Origin of the sequence: Clostridium sp. (assembly GCF_050717515.1) — a bacterium.
In the GTDB taxonomy this organism is placed as follows: Bacteria; Bacillota; Clostridia; order Clostridiales; family Clostridiaceae; genus Clostridium_AD.
Genome location: NZ_JBOITL010000004.1, coordinates 1 through 15,076, shown reverse-complemented (window position 1 = coordinate 15,076; position 15,076 = coordinate 1). Strand labels below are relative to the sequence as shown.

Sequence of the window (15,076 nt, the reverse complement as noted above, 5' to 3'; positions counted from 1 at the left end):
CTTTTCTAATTTTTTATAAATTACGCTTCTATATTGTTAATAACTTTTGATTTGGTCTTTATAAAGTTTGGTACAATTAATACTATTAGAGCTACAGCCAGTATTGCGTATATTGCAACTTTTCCAGCCATATTTGATGATTTTCCTAATAATATTCCCAGTACTGAAAAATCTATATCTCCAAAAGTTGTATTTTGAAAACCAAGTTTACCAAGTACGGGTAGTAATATAGCTGGTAAGAATGCTAATGCAAGTCCATTTACAAAAGCGCCTACTGCAGCTCCTTTTTTTCCACCTGTAGAGTTTCCATAAATTCCGGCTGTTGCTCCACAGAAGAAATGAGCTACTAGTCCTGGAATTATTAATACGCTACCTGCTATTCCAAGTATAAACATTCCTATGATTCCGCCTATAAATGAACTAATAAAGCCCACTATAACTGCTGTTGGCGCATAAGTGAAGAATACAGCGCAATCAACTGCCGGAATTGCATTAGGTATAATTCTATTTGCAATACCTTGGAAAGCTGGAATTAAATCTCCAAGTATCATCCTAACGCCAGAATAAACTATAGTTACACCAACTGCAAATTTAAGTGCAGACATTGTTGCAAATAAGAATGGAGCTGTACCACCTGAAAGTGTGGATACATATGTAGGTCCAGCTGCAATAGCTGCTACTAAGTAAAATATCATCATTGTAAGTGCTGTGGATATAGTAGTATCTCTTAAAAATCCCCATTGCTCTGGAACTTCAATTTTTTCTGTACTTTCTTCAGGGTTTCCAACAAATTTTCCAACAAAGGCTGCTAAGTAATAACCTAAACTACCAAAGTGGCCCATTGCGATTTCATCGCCATCTGTAACTTTCAATGTATATTTTTGACCTATTGCTGGAGAAATAGCACTCCATGCACCTAATGCAAATCCACCAAGTATTATAAGTTCAAACCCCTTCATTCCAGAAGTTCCTAGAACCGCTGATAGAAGACATGCCATAAAGAAGCTATGATGTCCAGTTAAGAACACATATTTGAATTTAGTAAATCTTGCAATTACCAAATTAAGCAGCAGGCCAACTACTAGAATCGACATTGTTTCTACCCCAAGAATTTTTTGTGCCGCAGAAACAACAGCTTCATTGTTTGGAACTACACCAGTAATATGAAATCCTTTTTGAATCATTTTTCCAAGTGGATCAAGATTTGCAACTATAAAATCTGCACCTGCTCCTAGCATTATATAACCCAAAATTGGTTTTAAGGTTCCTGTCATAACCTTATGAGCAGGTTTTCTTAGTGCAACAAGACCAACGCAGGACATTATACCCATTAATAATGCTGGCTCCTTTAATATATCTCTTAAAACCTGTAAAACAGCTTTTAATGCTTCCATTAGTAGTCCCTCCCTTCATATGTTTTACTTATTTTTTTCTTGTGCCTTCTTTTTAATCAGTTCAAGAATATCTTCTGTGATTTTCTTCTTGTTTATATAACTTCGAACAATTCCAACCTCTTTGCCTTCAAATTCATATGATAATTCTTTTATAGTAACTATTAGATCAACATTTTTACCTTGTGCAGAGTTCAAATCACAAGAATCTACTGATGCTTGAATATTATTATCAGCACATATTTCCTCGATCTTCATTTTTAACATCAAACTGCTTCCTATACCATTTCCACAAACTGTTACAATTTTTAACATAATAACCCTCCTAAATTTAGTGTTTTATTTTTTAATGCTTTAATGTTGAAATATAATTTATAATTTCATTTTTATCAGTTGCATTACTAGCTAATTCTTTAAATGTCTCATCCTCTAAAAGCTGCATTAATTCTGATAATGCCTTTAAATGGCTTACTTTATCAATTGCACATAGAAAAATCACTATTTTCACAGGATCATTTTCCTCATTCCCAAAATTTATAGGATTTTTTAATGTTAAGAGTGCCATTCCAATTCCTTTTGCTCCTGCCTCAGGTCTTGCATGTGGCATAGCAATTCCCTTTACAATAACAATGTATGGTCCCATCTCTTTTACCGTATTTATCATTGCATCAACATATCTATGTTCTATAAGTCCCTGATCTTCTAAAATTTTACCTCCTATTAATATAGATTCTTCCCAGTCTTTTGCATTTACATTTAGTTCTATAGTTTTTTCATTTAATAATTCTACTAACACCGGTTGCACAACCCCTTTCTCTTTTTGTTTTATTTCAATTTTAAGAATTTCTGATAAATCCCCTACTAAGTTATCATAATTGAAAATTTCACAGTTTTTGTGAATGACTTCTAAAATTTCATCTAACATGTTTGTTGAATAGGTTTTAACTGGTTTTAAAAACTTATTTAAATTTTCTACATCCCTTTCCGTTAAAAAGGGACTTACCTTTACAGATATAATATCTTTAAATTCTACAGAAAGTGTTGTAACGATAAGGTCAACTTTTGCACTTTTAAGTACCTCTGAAACCTTATGATAAGCCACTGTATCTACAATGAATACATCATACAACTGCATAATCTTTGTAGATAATAGTTTTGCTGTTCCAATTCCTGTACTACAAACCACAAGGATTCTATTAACTTTTTGCACTGTCTCCTTTATTCTTTCCATAGCTGCTGCAAAATGCAAAGTAAAATATCCTATTTCTTCATCACTAAAAGTTTTTTTCGCATATTTTTCTATAGGTTCAAGACCTATGGCAACTATTTGAAACAGCTCTTCATAACTTTCCATAATTTCTGCAAGTACTGGGTTTTTTACTTTCAAGTCATGTTCTAATCTATATAACGCTGGGGTTAAATGATCCAAAATAGCATTAAAAAGTTGCTTATCATCCAGTAAATTTTCATGTTTGGTAAGCTTTCCAATCTTTTCTAAAATATCTCCTGTGAGTATCTGAGTGTTTGCCCAATCCGCCTTATCTACAGGACTCAAAACAGATGAATTGCTTCCAAGGAGATGCACTGTAATATAACCGATTTCATCGATAGTAATGGATACCGAAAAATGTTCTTCCATCATTTTTGCAATATATGAAGCTGCAGTAAATTCTTTGGTTATTTCAAAAGTACGCAATTCTTTATATGGCATAATGATATCTCGTCCAAGTCTTATTCGCCTTATTGATATTGCTATATGGCCTACTAATCCATAAAATGCCTCATCCGAGAAAATCTTCTCTAACTGTTTTTCAACTACTCTCACGCAATTTTCTATAAATTCAATATCTATATCTGCAAACACTTTTTTAATTTTCCAATGAATTGGTATGCTTGCCCTACTAATTATTGCGGATTTTTCTTCACTTAACATTGCTGAGGCATCCATATTTTTTGTAAAAAGGTCAATGGATGCTCTTCTTAAATATTTCTCTTCTCCAACAATTTTAATTCCATGTTTTCTTTGAGTATTTAGCTTTAAATCCTTATCCTTAAGCCATTTTTTAACTTGTTCTAAGTCGCTTACCATAGTACTCCTACTGACCATAAGCTTTTCCTTTAGCAAATCTATTGTTATATAGTCTTTTTTTCGCAACAGTTCGCTCAAAATAATATCGATTCTCTCTTGTTTTGATAATACATACTGATAGCTACTTATTTTTTGAAGTTTCTCTGTTACACAATGGATAATATTATCAGCCTGTTCATAGCTTATCCCAACATTCTGTTTTCTGCATAATTGTGGCAATTTAATAAACATTAAGAATTCATCTATTTTATCAAGATCATATCTTACAGTTCTGGCACTTATATTAAATTCACTTGCAATATAAGATATAGCAACCGCAGAGGGGGAGTTCATAATTAGCAATAATATATGAGTACATCTTTCGTTTAATGTAATCGTAATCACTTCTTTCTATTTTTATTATAGTTTACATATGTTCAATTTAAAAGTTTAAGATTTGGCAATATAATTGTGGCAAAAGTAACTTATTAAACTACTTTATGTATATTATAATAGAAATTAATGAAAGGTGCCACCCACGTGGCAAGTGGCAAGTTAAATAACACATAATCTTCACATAAATTTTATGAAATGTTTTGAAATTTATATGATAGAATATAAATAATAGGTACATGTGGGTCTTAATTAATTTTATAAACTATAGAAATTAGTGCTTAATACATAGGGGTGATACACTTGTCAAAGAAGATATATCTTGTTGAAGATGAAATAAGTTTAAATCTTTTACTAGAAAAATACCTACAACGTGAAGGTTATGAAGTAACCACTTTTTCAAATGGTAGTTCTGCAATCGCAAGAATTGATGATATGCCTGATCTTTGGATATTAGACATTATGCTTCCAGATATTGATGGTTATCAAATTATAAAAGCTATTAAAAATAACAATAAAAATACCCCAGTTATCTTTATGTCTGCAAGAAATGAGGAGCTTGACCGAGTGGTGGGACTAGAGCTTGGCAGCGATGATTATTTGTCAAAGCCATTTTTGCCTAGAGAGCTTATTATTAGAACAAATAAACTTTTGGAGAGAATTTCTGTAATGAATAAAGAGGATGTTATTCAACCCACAGATGACTTGAATCTTGGAGGATATAACATTAGCAAGAAACAAAGAACGGTTTTCCTAGGGGATGAAGAGATTATACTAACTAACAAAGAATTTGAACTACTGTACTATTTTATTGAAAACAAAAACAATTTAGTTTCTAGGGAACAAATATTAGATACTGTATGGGGAGATGATTACTTCGGCTCAGATCGAGTAGTTGATGACACCATAAGAAGAATCAGAAAAAAAGTAGATAAATTCACCATAGAGACAGTATATGGCTATGGTTATAAATTAGTGTATAAGTCATGAAGAAAGTAAAATTCAAATCACTAACCATGAGAATATGGGCTACCTTTACAATCATAATACTTATAATAATTTTCAGCATTTCATTTTTCTATATTGTTGCTTTTAAAGCCATAGATGAAAAAGCTAAAATCCAAGACTTAAAAGTAGCTCATGATGTGAAGGCTAAAAATTTTACAGAACCTAATAGATTTGATGAGCTAATAAATCTAAAAGGTAGCGATTATTATATTGTAAATGTGGATGAAAATAATAAAACTGAAATTATAAATATAAATAAAAGGCGTAGATTACCACCAAATGCTCCTAACGCCCCTCATTCACCTTTTAGTTTAAATGATAATGATGTTAAACTATGGATGTCAAGTTTTATTACACCAGGTACTCTTGTGGAAAAACAATTTAAAGAGTCCTACAAAAATATGAAATTTGTTTTTATAATAAGTTCAGTTCAATATGGAAATACCGGAAAGTCCTACTTAATAACTTATATGCCCGAACTACAAGAAAATATCTTGCTTTATATGGTGCTTATTATAGGCCTAGTATTTATAGCTATTGGTTTTCTAACTTCTAAATTAGTTGCAAACTATATTTCAAAACCCCTTAAAGAACTTGAAAATTATACTGTTAGAATAGCCCACAAAGATTGGAAGCAACCTATCAATATTAAAAACGCAGATGAGATTGGACGACTAGCGAACTCAATGAATATGATGCAAAGAGAATTAAAGCGTGCAGATGAAGAAGAGAAAATGTTTTTACAAAGTATATCCCACGATTTGAAAACACCCATTATGGTAATTATGAGTCATGCTGCCGCTATTATTGATGGTGTGTACGTTGAGTCAGTGGAAAAAAATGCCGAAATAATAAAGGATGAGGCTTTAAACTTAGAAAAAAAAGTTAAGCAGATGTTATATTTGAATACCCTTGATTATGTTTTAGAAAATAACACTTGCGATATGGAAATTAACTTGCATCGCCTGCTTTTCCATATCATAAATAGGTTTAAAGTAGTTAATAATAATATTAAATGGGATTTAGACATTGATGAAGCTCTTATAATTGGAAACGTGGATAAAATACAGGTTTCTATTGAAAACATCTTAGATAATAGCCTTAGATATGCTAAAGAAAAAATTTGTGTAACCCTAAAAAAAGAAGGTACTTTTGCAGTGATAGAGATATATAACGATGGCCCTAATATTCAAAAGGAACATCTGTGTCACATTTTCGATAATTTCTACAAAGATAAGACTGGTAATTTTGGCCTTGGTCTGGCTATTAGTAAAAAAATAATAAAATTTTATAATGGAGAAATAGAAGCTATTAATAGGGATACTGGTGTTAGTTTCACAATTAAATATCATATATAATTCCAACTATATATACCTTCTCCTCTTGAAAAGTGATTCAATAAAAACAACCAACAAATTGTTGGTTGTTTTTGCTTTGTGCTCTCACATAAAGTTCACATATTAATTTGATATTTGCAATAATATTTCATATTATAATTACATTATTGAAAAGAACAGAATTAAAACACCACTATTACTGGAGGTAAATAATGAAAAGTAAAATGATTAAAGCAATAATAATAGGTATAGTTGTGATTGTAATATGTGCTAGTGGTTATGTAGGATATACTAAAATCTTCACAAAAACCGCAGCAGTTACGGCCTCAAAATTTTATTCTTCCACCGTTAAAACTATGAGTATATCAAAAACTATCCAAGGTACAGGAGCTGCTTATGCTAGTACCACTTCCACGGTAGCACCTAATAATAATGGTACTATATCAGGTTTAACTATTAAAATTGGAGACACTGTAACCGCAGCGCAGAAGCTTTTTGTTTGCTCAAGTTCCGCTCTTACAAAAGCTGTAACTACCGCAACGAAAAAATTGACAAAGGCAAAGGCACAACGTACAAATGATGAAAGTGATCTTACTGCTGCAAAGGCACAACTTGCAACTGATGAAAGTGCTGCTAAAGTTGATTCAAATAAAGTAACATCTGACAAAAAAACAATAACCGATATTACTAATAAAATATCAGATGATGAAGAATCAGTAACTGATGCTGCTACTGAACTTTCAGATGCAGAGACTACAATAACAAATCAGACTGTAACCTCACCTATAGCTGGTCTTGTAACAGTTGTGGATTGCGCTAACGGAAATACTGGTCAAAGTGGTAAAAGTTTACTTACGATTTCAGATATGAACACAATGAAAGTTAAGGTTGCTGTAGATGAGTTAGATATTTCAGCTGTAGCAGTAGGTCAGAAAGCCACTATTAAATTTGATGCTCTATCTGAAAAGACTTTTACGGGCACTGTTGAGTCCTGTGCACAGGCAGGTACCACTACCAACAATACTACAACCTATGATGTTATTGTAAGTGTTAGTAAACCAACAGGAATAAGACTTGGCATGAATGCAAATGTTACAATTGCGGTGCAAAGTAAAGAAAATGCAATTGTAATACCAGCCGAAGCTTTAGTTGAGAGTAATAGTAAAAAATACGTAAGGGTTCAAAATAATGCGAATTCAAGTAGTGGACAACGCAATAGTACCTCCTCAACAACAGAAACCAATAGTAAATTAGTAGAAATTACAACAGGAATTGACACTGAAGACTATATTGAAGTTACCAACGGAGTTACAAATGGACAATTGGTATTAGTTCAGTTACCTTCAAGTAGCAGTTCTAGCACTCAAGGTGGTATGGGTGGTATGGGCGGTATGGGCGGCGGCAAAAGGCCAAGTGATGGTCAAATGCCAAGTGGTAGCAGACAACCGGACAATAATAGTAGCGGTTCTAAATCCACAACCACTAAATAATAAGTCTTACAATACAGGAGGTATAAATGTATGTCCGAAGTGCTAAATAATAATTACTTAATTAAAATGACTAATATAGAAAAAGAATATAAAATGGGGAATAGTACTTTTAAAGCTATAGAAAATGCAAATCTAACAATAGCTAAAGGGGAATACGTAGCTATTGTTGGCCCATCGGGTGCAGGTAAATCTACTCTTATGAACATTATTGGATGCCTGGATAATGCCTCCGCGGGAGAATATTTTTTAGATGGCGTGGACACAAAATGTAGTGACAATAAACTTGCAGAAATAAGAAATAAGAAAATAGGCTTCATTTTTCAAAATTATAATTTACTTCCTAAATTAAGCATATTGGATAACGTATTATTACCATTATTATATTTAGGATATGCAAATAAAGCGGCAAAAGAAAAAGCAAAAACTCAACTTACGAAGGTAGGCCTAGTATCCCATATAAAACACAAACCAACAGAATTATCCGGTGGACAAATGCAGAGAGTTGCAATTGCTAGGGCTCTAGTTACAAATCCACAAATCATATTAGCAGATGAACCAACAGGTGCACTTGACAGTAAGTCTGGAAAGGAAGTACTTAAAATGCTAAAGGATTTGAATAATGAAGGAAATACAATTGTAATAATTACTCATGATAGAGATATAGCTTCCCATGCAAAACGAGTGATCACAGTTAAAGATGGTCGCATAACTTCCGATAAAATGAATGATAAAGAGGTGTCATCATGAGATTATCACAACTATTAAAAATATCACTTTTTTCGGTGTGGACAAACAAAATACGTTCATTTCTTACAATGCTTGGAATTATTATCGGCATATCCTCCGTAATTATTCTTGTAGGAATAGGTAAAGGTACAGAAAAGGAGGTTAGTGATCAAATAAGCAGTTTAGGAACCAATCTTATAACCGTTTCACTTAAGCAAACTACTACTATTGATACCGCTGACTTAAATGAGCTTAAAGCTAAACCCGGTATAAAACAAGTATCACCACAAATTTCATCAAGTAATGTAGATGTAAGAGCTGGAAGTAAATCTAGTACTACATCAATAGAAGCATCAAATACGAGCTACGCAGAAATAAAAAGTTATACTGTAAGTTCTGGTAGGTTTATAACAAATAGAGATGTTGAAAATAGATATAATGTACTTGTAATTGGAACTGAAACTGCCAATAATATTTTTGGAAGTGTAAATGTTGTTGGTGAGACAATGTATGTTAGTGGTATTCAGTTTAAAATAGTAGGTGTTCTTAAAACAGCTGGAACATCAACTACCGGTAGCAGTGATGATAAGATAATACTTCCAATATCAACAGCGCAAAGATTACTTAAAACATCTGATATAAGCACCTATTATATTGAAGCTGAAAGCCAAAAACAAATAGATACAGCCATGTCTTATACGAAAATGTTCCTAAATAAAAAGTATGGACTTAGAAATTTGGCAACGTCCACAACTACAGATACTTATTATAGGGTACTAAGTCAAACAAGTTTACTTACTACAGCTACTTCAACTACTAAAAGTATGAGTAACATGTTAAGTGGCGTTGCAGCTATATCTCTTTTAGTTGGTGGCATTGGAATTATGAACATAATGCTTGTTTCAGTAATTGAAAGAACTAAAGAAATAGGAACAAGAAAAGCAATTGGAGCTAAAAGAAGAACTATACTTGCACAGTTTTTAATTGAATCCGCAAGTGTAAGTGGCCTTGGAGGACTTTTAGGAGTATTTTTTGGTTACGCAGGCGCCTATATTGGCAGAACATTCTTTTCCACACCTATTATAATTTCAAGCAATATAGTAATTAGTGCTTTTGTTTTTTCAGTGCTTGTAGGTTTGGTTTTCGGAATTTACCCTGCAAATAAAGCATCAAAATTGAATCCAATAGCAGCTTTAAGATTCGAATAATATTAAGTTACTAATTAAGCCAAGAGATGATTTCTGTATTGTACAGGAGTCATTTTTTCAAGTCCCATTATCACATAAAGCTCACATATTTATTTGATATTACTACTACAATTGTTGATTATAATCTTATATATAGAGATAAAAGTAATATGCATGAGATTAAGTTTGAGGCTATATTTAAGAAAAACGGGGTGAAATATATTAAGACATTAGATAACATTATGAACTATATCTTATATGGAAAGCTTAAGCATTTAAGTCGATTTTCCCTAGTTGGGGTATCAAATACACTAATAGATTTTTTAATATTTACATTATTCAATGGATTTATCGGACTAAACTACATAGCAAGTCAAATTGTTGGATATAGTTTTGGAGTTGCTAACAGTTTTGTGCTTAATAAAAAATGGACTTTTTCTATGAGTAATTCTAATAAAAAAACAAATAATGAACTTTTTCAATTTATTGTAGTAAACTTATTCTCACTTCTCATAACCCTTATAACAATGAATTTTTCAGTAAAAAACTTGGATATTAACGTGTATGTATCTAAAGTAATTGTCACCTTTATAGCTCAAATAGCAAATTTTCTTTGTTATAAATTATGGGTGTTTAATTAAGAGTAAGTGCTAATATAAATTCAAATTAATTATGATAATAGCTGTTATTGCAGTGAATAATCATTCTAAAAAGGAGCAAATTAAAATGAAAAAATTAAAACTTTCAAAAGAAAAGCTATTATTATCATTAATATTATTATTGTCAGGAATATTGAATTTCACTAATTTAAGCATGGAGGGATATTCAAATCTTTATTATGCCGCTGGCGTAAAAAGCATGACTATGAGCTGGAAAAATTTCTTTTTCGTAGCTTTTGACCCTACTAGCTTTATAAGTATTGATAAGCCGCCTCTAGGCTTTTGGATTCAAGCAATCTCCGCTAAAATCTTTGGATTTAGTGGCTGGAGTATTATTCTTCCCCAGGCTCTTGCAGGAGTAATCTCCGTTATAATAATATATATTATCGTTAAAAGATCCTTTGGAACTGCAGCTGCTCTTCTTTCAGCATTATTTCTTGCAGTAACCCCGATTTTTGTTGCTGTAAGCAGAAATAACACTTGTGATAACTTACTTGTTTTAACTCTTCTACTGGCATGCTGGGCTATTTCTGTAGCAGCCGAGAAAGGCAAAGTTAAATATGTTTTAATATGTTTAATTATTGTAGGTGTTGGTTTTAATATAAAAATGCTTCAAGCTTATATGGTGATTCCAGCTATATATATAACTTATCTTCTTTCTAGTGCAGCTTCACTTAAAAAGAGAATAATCCATCTTATGGTAGGAACCATGGTTCTTCTAGTTGTTTCATTCTCTTGGGCTATAGTTGTAGATTTAATACCTGCTGCAAACAGGCCTTATGTAGGCAGTAGTACAACTTATAACTCAGAACTAGAATTGATATTTGGGCATAATGGCCTGGAAAGGCTTGGAATTGGAAGCAGTAGTACTGGTGCCGGTGGCAAGGGTGTTGGAGATGGAGCAAGGAATCAAGGTGGAACTTTTGAAGGAATGCCTGGCGGAACTCCCCCTTCTGGAACTATACAAGGAGATGTAGCAAGCGTTAACTCAGAGCATCCTTCTGATGGCAACTTTGAAAAAGGAATGCAAGAAGGTACTCCGCCTACAGGCGATGTACAAGATGGACAGGCTCCAGGAAGAAACCCTAATGGTAGCGGTGGTCAAGGTCCCAGAGGTAAATCTGGCGGTGTAGGTGGCGGTAGCATGGGAGGTAATGAAAAAGCTAGTATTACAAGATTATTTTCAAGTAATAGTATGTCAGATCAGATAATTTGGTTATTCCCTCTTGCCGTATTTGGCTTTATAGCAGCTGTCTTAAAGGAAAAACTTAAGCCTGCTTTTGATAACAAAAAAAAATCAGCATTAATTTTATGGTCAATGTGGTTAATACCTGAATTTATATATTTCAGCTTCACCACAGGTTTATTTCATCCTTATTATTTAACAATGCTTGCCCCCCCAATTGCAGCTCTGGCAGGGATTGGAATTGTATCTATGTGGGAACTTCATAAAGAGAAGGGATTTAAATCTTGGATTTTACCAGTAGCACTTATTGTAGATGGATTAGTTCAGTTACTGATTTTATCTTATTATTACAAAACTTCAAGTATACCTAAAATTTTAATGATTGCGTTATCCCTTTTATGTTTTGTTTCTTCAATCATAATTATTATTCTTAAGCTGTTAAAAAATAAAAATTCAAAACTTTCTAAAATATTAGTAGCTACTGCTTTGGTAGGACTTTTAATAACCCCTATAGTTTGGTCTGCTACTACAATGTTTAATGCTATGTCTGGAACCTTTCCCTCTGCTGGACTTAGTTTAATATCTAGTGTATCAAAGAATATTCCAAATATGAATACTTCTAATAGCAGTAGTAATTCAAAGTTAATAGAATTCCTTACCAGTCATAAAACTACTGAAAAATATATCCTTGTAACTTCCTCCACTAATGGTTATGCAACAGATATAATACTTGAAACTGATGAATCTGTAATGACTTGGGGTTTCTTTGGAACCGATAAAGCAATTACCTTAGCTCAGTTTAAGGAATTAGTTAACAAAGGTCAGGTAAGATATGTAATGGTAGGTGGTCAAGGTGGAGGCTCTAATGACGAAATTATGACCTGGGCTAAATCAGCTGGTAACCTCGTTGCAGAGAGTGAATGGAAAGATTCTACAACTAATAAGAAGTCAGCTACATCTAATACAACAACTAAAACAAGCTATACCACAAAAACTACAAATTCAAAAACCAAGCAATTTGGCGGTGGAAGTTCCGAAGCTTTATATGATCTCAAAGCTGCTGATACTACAAAATAATAATAATACTTACCTTAGTTTTATATAAATGAAAGTTGATTTTTTACCATCACATAAAGTTCACATAATTATTACATATAGATGCCACAATTGGCAATTATAATTTTAATTATAAGAAAACATTAAAAAATAAAGTTAAGGAGAAAAAATATGAGTATTTCATCACTATCATCAACATCCAATGCGGTAACAAATAATAGCAGCGATGTAAGACAGCTTAAGTTACAAGAAGCAACTCTCAAATCACAGTTGAGCCAAATTAGTTCAAGTATTGATGATGAAAAGATAAAACAAGTGAAAATACAAGTAATCGCAGCTAAAATGCAACAAATTCAAGCACAAATTCAGCAACTACAAACAAGCCAATCCTCTACTAGAAAGGTAGAACCTTCAAAGAATATCGCTATCAATCAAAATACAAATAAAGGTTATTCAATAAATCCTAGACATATAATTGATATTTTTGCTTACTAAGCTGACATATTATAAAAAGGTTCTAACATTAGTATGAACATGCTTTTATCACAAAAGCATGTTCATACTAATTTGTATCCCCTATTATTTGTGAATCATCTTTGCAAATAAAGCTACCATTCCAGATGTAATAAGTGGTCCTACAGGCACCCCTCCTAAAAATGCTGCAGCAGCAACTGCACCTAATATCATCGCAGGCATAATATCGCTGTGTCCTTGAACCGTAAGATAGTTCAATCCTTGTCCACTTAAATATGTTGTTAGAAATGAAAGAACTAGAGCTGTTATACCTATCCAGGATGTAAATACATTTTTTATGTTTTCTGCTGTAATGTGACCATTAGCAATAGGTATCATTATGGCGGCTATAAGAAATATAATTCCACCTGTAATTCCGTTTTTTTCTATAAAAGGATATACATAACTGTCTAAGCCTAATAGTTTTAGCATAAGCAAAACACATGTAGCAATAGCAACTGAATTAGCTTTACCAAATATGGCAGTAGCAAGAATCAGTAATAAAATGATATTAGAACTCAAAATAAATCATCTCCTGAGATTTTTAATAAAATTATTCACTTAAAATATTCTATTCAAAATATACACTATTAATTCGATTATATTTTGTTAAATAATAGTAAGATATCGCGTTTCCGCACCGACTGTGTGTAATACAAACAAAAAAATGCTTTTATTAACATCCCATAGTATAGAACTAAAAAGTTATAAACTTAATACTGAAATCAGTGTAATTCTCACATAAAGTTCACATATTAATTTGATACTGATGTTACAATTGGCATCTATAATTTTAATTATAGAGAAACAGTAAAAGATTAATGTGAAGGGAATGATAAAAATGACTAATGGGATTGTTTATTCTTTAATAGTGCCTTTGTTTAATGAAGAACTAGTTATAAATGAAAGCTATTTCAGATTAAAATCCATTATGGATCGTACAATGGAAAATTATGAAATTGTATTTGTAAATGATGGAAGTGGCGATACAACAAAAGAAAAAGCAGAGCATATATGTAGCAAAGATGAAAGTATAAAACTTATAAATTTTTCAAGAAACTTTGGACATCAAGCTGCAATAACTGCAGGAATGAACGTGGCCTTAGGTGATGCTATTATTGTTATAGATGCAGATCTTCAAGATCCTCCAGAAGCTATTTTAGAAATGATTAAAAAATGGAGACAAGGCTATGATGTTGTATATGGCAAAAGATTTAAGCGAGAAGGTGAAACCTTTTTCAAAAAATTCACTGCTAAACTCTACTATAGATTACTAAAAAGCATGACAAGTATAGATATTCCAGTTGATACTGGAGATTTTAGACTGATAGACAGAAAAGTATGTGATGCTCTAAATTCATTACCAGAAAAAAATAGATATATAAGAGGCTTAGTTAGTTGGGTTGGCTATAAACAAACCTTTGTAGAATTTGCAAGGCAAGAAAGATTTGCTGGTGAAACAAAATATTCATTAAAAAAAATGATGAAACTAGCTTTTGATGGCATAACCTCTTTCTCTTCTAAACCATTAGTTCTAGCTGGCTACTTTGGTGCATTTTCTGGTTTAATAGGTACTTTTTTATTAATTAGTAATATTATTACCTCAGTGATTAAGGGCAATAGTATATTAAATTTAGGGCTGATTCTGTCAATTAACTTAATTATGTTTGGTATAATGTCTTGTTTTTTCGCTATCCTGGGGCAATATATTGGAAGGATTTCTGATGAGGGCAAAAACAGACCATTGTATATAGTAGAAAGTACCATAAGTCATAAGCCTCTTAATAAAAGTGAGATTTTAAAGGGAACAGCTCTTCTAAAATATACCATTTAAAATTTACTTCAAAATTCTAGCCATTATTATAAATAAACCCCTTACAATTTTTTTTAATTTAAGAGTAGTACTAATAATCTTACAATATTAAAGGGAAACCATTTTGAACTGACCCCTGTCAAGTAGACAGGCAAAATAATTAAAAAATCTAAGATGATGCGACCACATTGTTGGCCGCATTTCTTATGCAGATTGTTTTTGTTTCTTCTCTTCAAGTCTTGATTTGTA

General features: G+C 32.2%; 13 protein-coding genes. 9 read left to right on the top strand and 4 right to left on the bottom strand.

Features of this window, described 5'->3' with window-relative positions; genetic code table 11:
* Window positions 1–20: 20 nt before the first annotated feature.
* Genes ulaA through ACREV6_RS00800 form a run of 3 tightly spaced genes read right to left on the bottom strand, consistent with a single transcriptional unit; the run spans window position 21 to window position 3,813 of the window.
* Entirely contained in the window at window positions 21–1,394 is a 1,374-nt protein-coding gene (ulaA, locus tag ACREV6_RS00810) for a PTS ascorbate transporter subunit IIC (RefSeq protein WP_431576137.1), read from the bottom strand.
* Window positions 1,395–1,418: 24 nt separating this feature from the next.
* Complete coding sequence (locus ACREV6_RS00805) at window positions 1,419–1,706, bottom strand: PTS sugar transporter subunit IIB (RefSeq protein ID WP_431576136.1); 288 nt, start codon at window positions 1,704–1,706, stop codon at window positions 1,419–1,421.
* Window positions 1,707–1,737: 31 nt separating this feature from the next.
* The gene (locus ACREV6_RS00800) at window positions 1,738–3,813 is read right to left on the bottom strand and encodes a BglG family transcription antiterminator (protein ID WP_431576135.1); all 2,076 of its coding nucleotides are present in this window, start codon (window positions 3,811–3,813) and stop codon (window positions 1,738–1,740) included.
* A 342-nt stretch (window positions 3,814–4,155) separates the two neighbouring features.
* Here ACREV6_RS00800 and ACREV6_RS00795 point away from each other — a divergent pair, with 342 nt between their 5' ends.
* The 8 genes from ACREV6_RS00795 to ACREV6_RS00760 all read left to right on the top strand — a co-directional run bounded on the left by ACREV6_RS00795 (window position 4,156) and on the right by ACREV6_RS00760 (window position 12,996).
* A complete protein-coding gene (locus ACREV6_RS00795; RefSeq protein ID WP_431576134.1) occupies window positions 4,156–4,842 on the top strand; it encodes a response regulator transcription factor in 687 nt (228 codons plus the stop codon).
* Window positions 4,839–6,218 (top strand): sensor histidine kinase, encoded by a 1,380-nt coding sequence (locus ACREV6_RS00790; protein WP_431576133.1) that lies wholly within the window; start codon window positions 4,839–4,841, stop codon window positions 6,216–6,218. The genes ACREV6_RS00795 and ACREV6_RS00790 overlap by 4 nt, the downstream gene beginning before the upstream one ends.
* 191 nt (window positions 6,219–6,409) lie before the next feature.
* Window positions 6,410–7,687, top strand: coding sequence for an efflux RND transporter periplasmic adaptor subunit (locus tag ACREV6_RS00785; RefSeq protein ID WP_431576132.1), 1,278 nt, complete (start codon window positions 6,410–6,412; stop codon window positions 7,685–7,687).
* 30 nt (window positions 7,688–7,717) lie between these two features.
* Window positions 7,718–8,434 (top strand): ABC transporter ATP-binding protein, encoded by a 717-nt coding sequence (locus ACREV6_RS00780; protein WP_431576131.1) that lies wholly within the window; start codon window positions 7,718–7,720, stop codon window positions 8,432–8,434.
* The gene (locus ACREV6_RS00775; RefSeq protein WP_431576130.1) at window positions 8,431–9,621 is read left to right on the top strand and encodes an ABC transporter permease; all 1,191 of its coding nucleotides are present in this window, start codon (window positions 8,431–8,433) and stop codon (window positions 9,619–9,621) included. Before ACREV6_RS00780 ends, ACREV6_RS00775 begins: the two co-directional genes overlap by 4 nt.
* Before the next feature lie 221 nt (window positions 9,622–9,842).
* Complete coding sequence (locus tag ACREV6_RS00770) at window positions 9,843–10,241, top strand: GtrA family protein (RefSeq protein ID WP_431576171.1); 399 nt, start codon at window positions 9,843–9,845, stop codon at window positions 10,239–10,241.
* A gap of 85 nt (window positions 10,242–10,326) precedes the next feature.
* Window positions 10,327–12,522, top strand: a complete 2,196-nt coding sequence (locus ACREV6_RS00765; protein ID WP_431576129.1) for a glycosyltransferase family 39 protein — start codon at window positions 10,327–10,329, stop codon at window positions 12,520–12,522.
* A gap of 150 nt (window positions 12,523–12,672) precedes the next feature.
* A complete protein-coding gene (locus ACREV6_RS00760; protein ID WP_431576128.1) occupies window positions 12,673–12,996 on the top strand; it encodes a FlxA-like family protein in 324 nt (107 codons plus the stop codon).
* 84 nt (window positions 12,997–13,080) lie between these two features.
* On the opposite strand, the gene ACREV6_RS00755 is transcribed toward ACREV6_RS00760, so the two are convergent.
* On the bottom strand, window positions 13,081–13,536 hold the full coding sequence (locus ACREV6_RS00755; protein ID WP_431576127.1) for a DUF441 domain-containing protein: 456 nt from the start codon (window positions 13,534–13,536) through the stop codon (window positions 13,081–13,083).
* Between the two features lie 319 nt (window positions 13,537–13,855).
* On the opposite strand from ACREV6_RS00755, the gene ACREV6_RS00750 reads away from it, so the two are divergent.
* Window positions 13,856–14,848: a glycosyltransferase family 2 protein gene (locus ACREV6_RS00750; RefSeq protein WP_431576126.1), complete on the top strand. Its 993-nt coding sequence runs from the start codon at window positions 13,856–13,858 to the stop codon at window positions 14,846–14,848.
* Window positions 14,849–15,076: the final 228 nt, after the last annotated feature.

What these genes read in the sequence shown, in the direction of transcription:
- ulaA (WP_431576137.1), bottom strand. Translation starts at nt 1,394, where the DNA reads ATGGAAGCATTAAAAGCTGTTTTACAGGTTTTAAGAGATATATTAAAG.
- ACREV6_RS00805 (WP_431576136.1), bottom strand. Translation starts at nt 1,706, where the DNA reads ATGTTAAAAATTGTAACAGTTTGTGGAAATGGTATAGGAAGCAGTTTG.
- ACREV6_RS00800 (WP_431576135.1), bottom strand. Translation starts at nt 3,813, where the DNA reads ATGAACTCCCCCTCTGCGGTTGCTATATCTTATATTGCAAGTGAATTT.
- ACREV6_RS00790 (WP_431576133.1), top strand. Translation starts at nt 4,839, where the DNA reads ATGAAGAAAGTAAAATTCAAATCACTAACCATGAGAATATGGGCTACC.
- ACREV6_RS00785 (WP_431576132.1), top strand. Translation starts at nt 6,410, where the DNA reads ATGAAAAGTAAAATGATTAAAGCAATAATAATAGGTATAGTTGTGATT.
- ACREV6_RS00780 (WP_431576131.1), top strand. Translation starts at nt 7,718, where the DNA reads ATGTCCGAAGTGCTAAATAATAATTACTTAATTAAAATGACTAATATA.
- ACREV6_RS00775 (WP_431576130.1), top strand. Translation starts at nt 8,431, where the DNA reads ATGAGATTATCACAACTATTAAAAATATCACTTTTTTCGGTGTGGACA.
- ACREV6_RS00770 (WP_431576171.1), top strand. Translation starts at nt 9,843, where the DNA reads ATGAACTATATCTTATATGGAAAGCTTAAGCATTTAAGTCGATTTTCC.
- ACREV6_RS00765 (WP_431576129.1), top strand. Translation starts at nt 10,327, where the DNA reads ATGAAAAAATTAAAACTTTCAAAAGAAAAGCTATTATTATCATTAATA.
- ACREV6_RS00760 (WP_431576128.1), top strand. Translation starts at nt 12,673, where the DNA reads ATGAGTATTTCATCACTATCATCAACATCCAATGCGGTAACAAATAAT.
- ACREV6_RS00750 (WP_431576126.1), top strand. Translation starts at nt 13,856, where the DNA reads ATGACTAATGGGATTGTTTATTCTTTAATAGTGCCTTTGTTTAATGAA.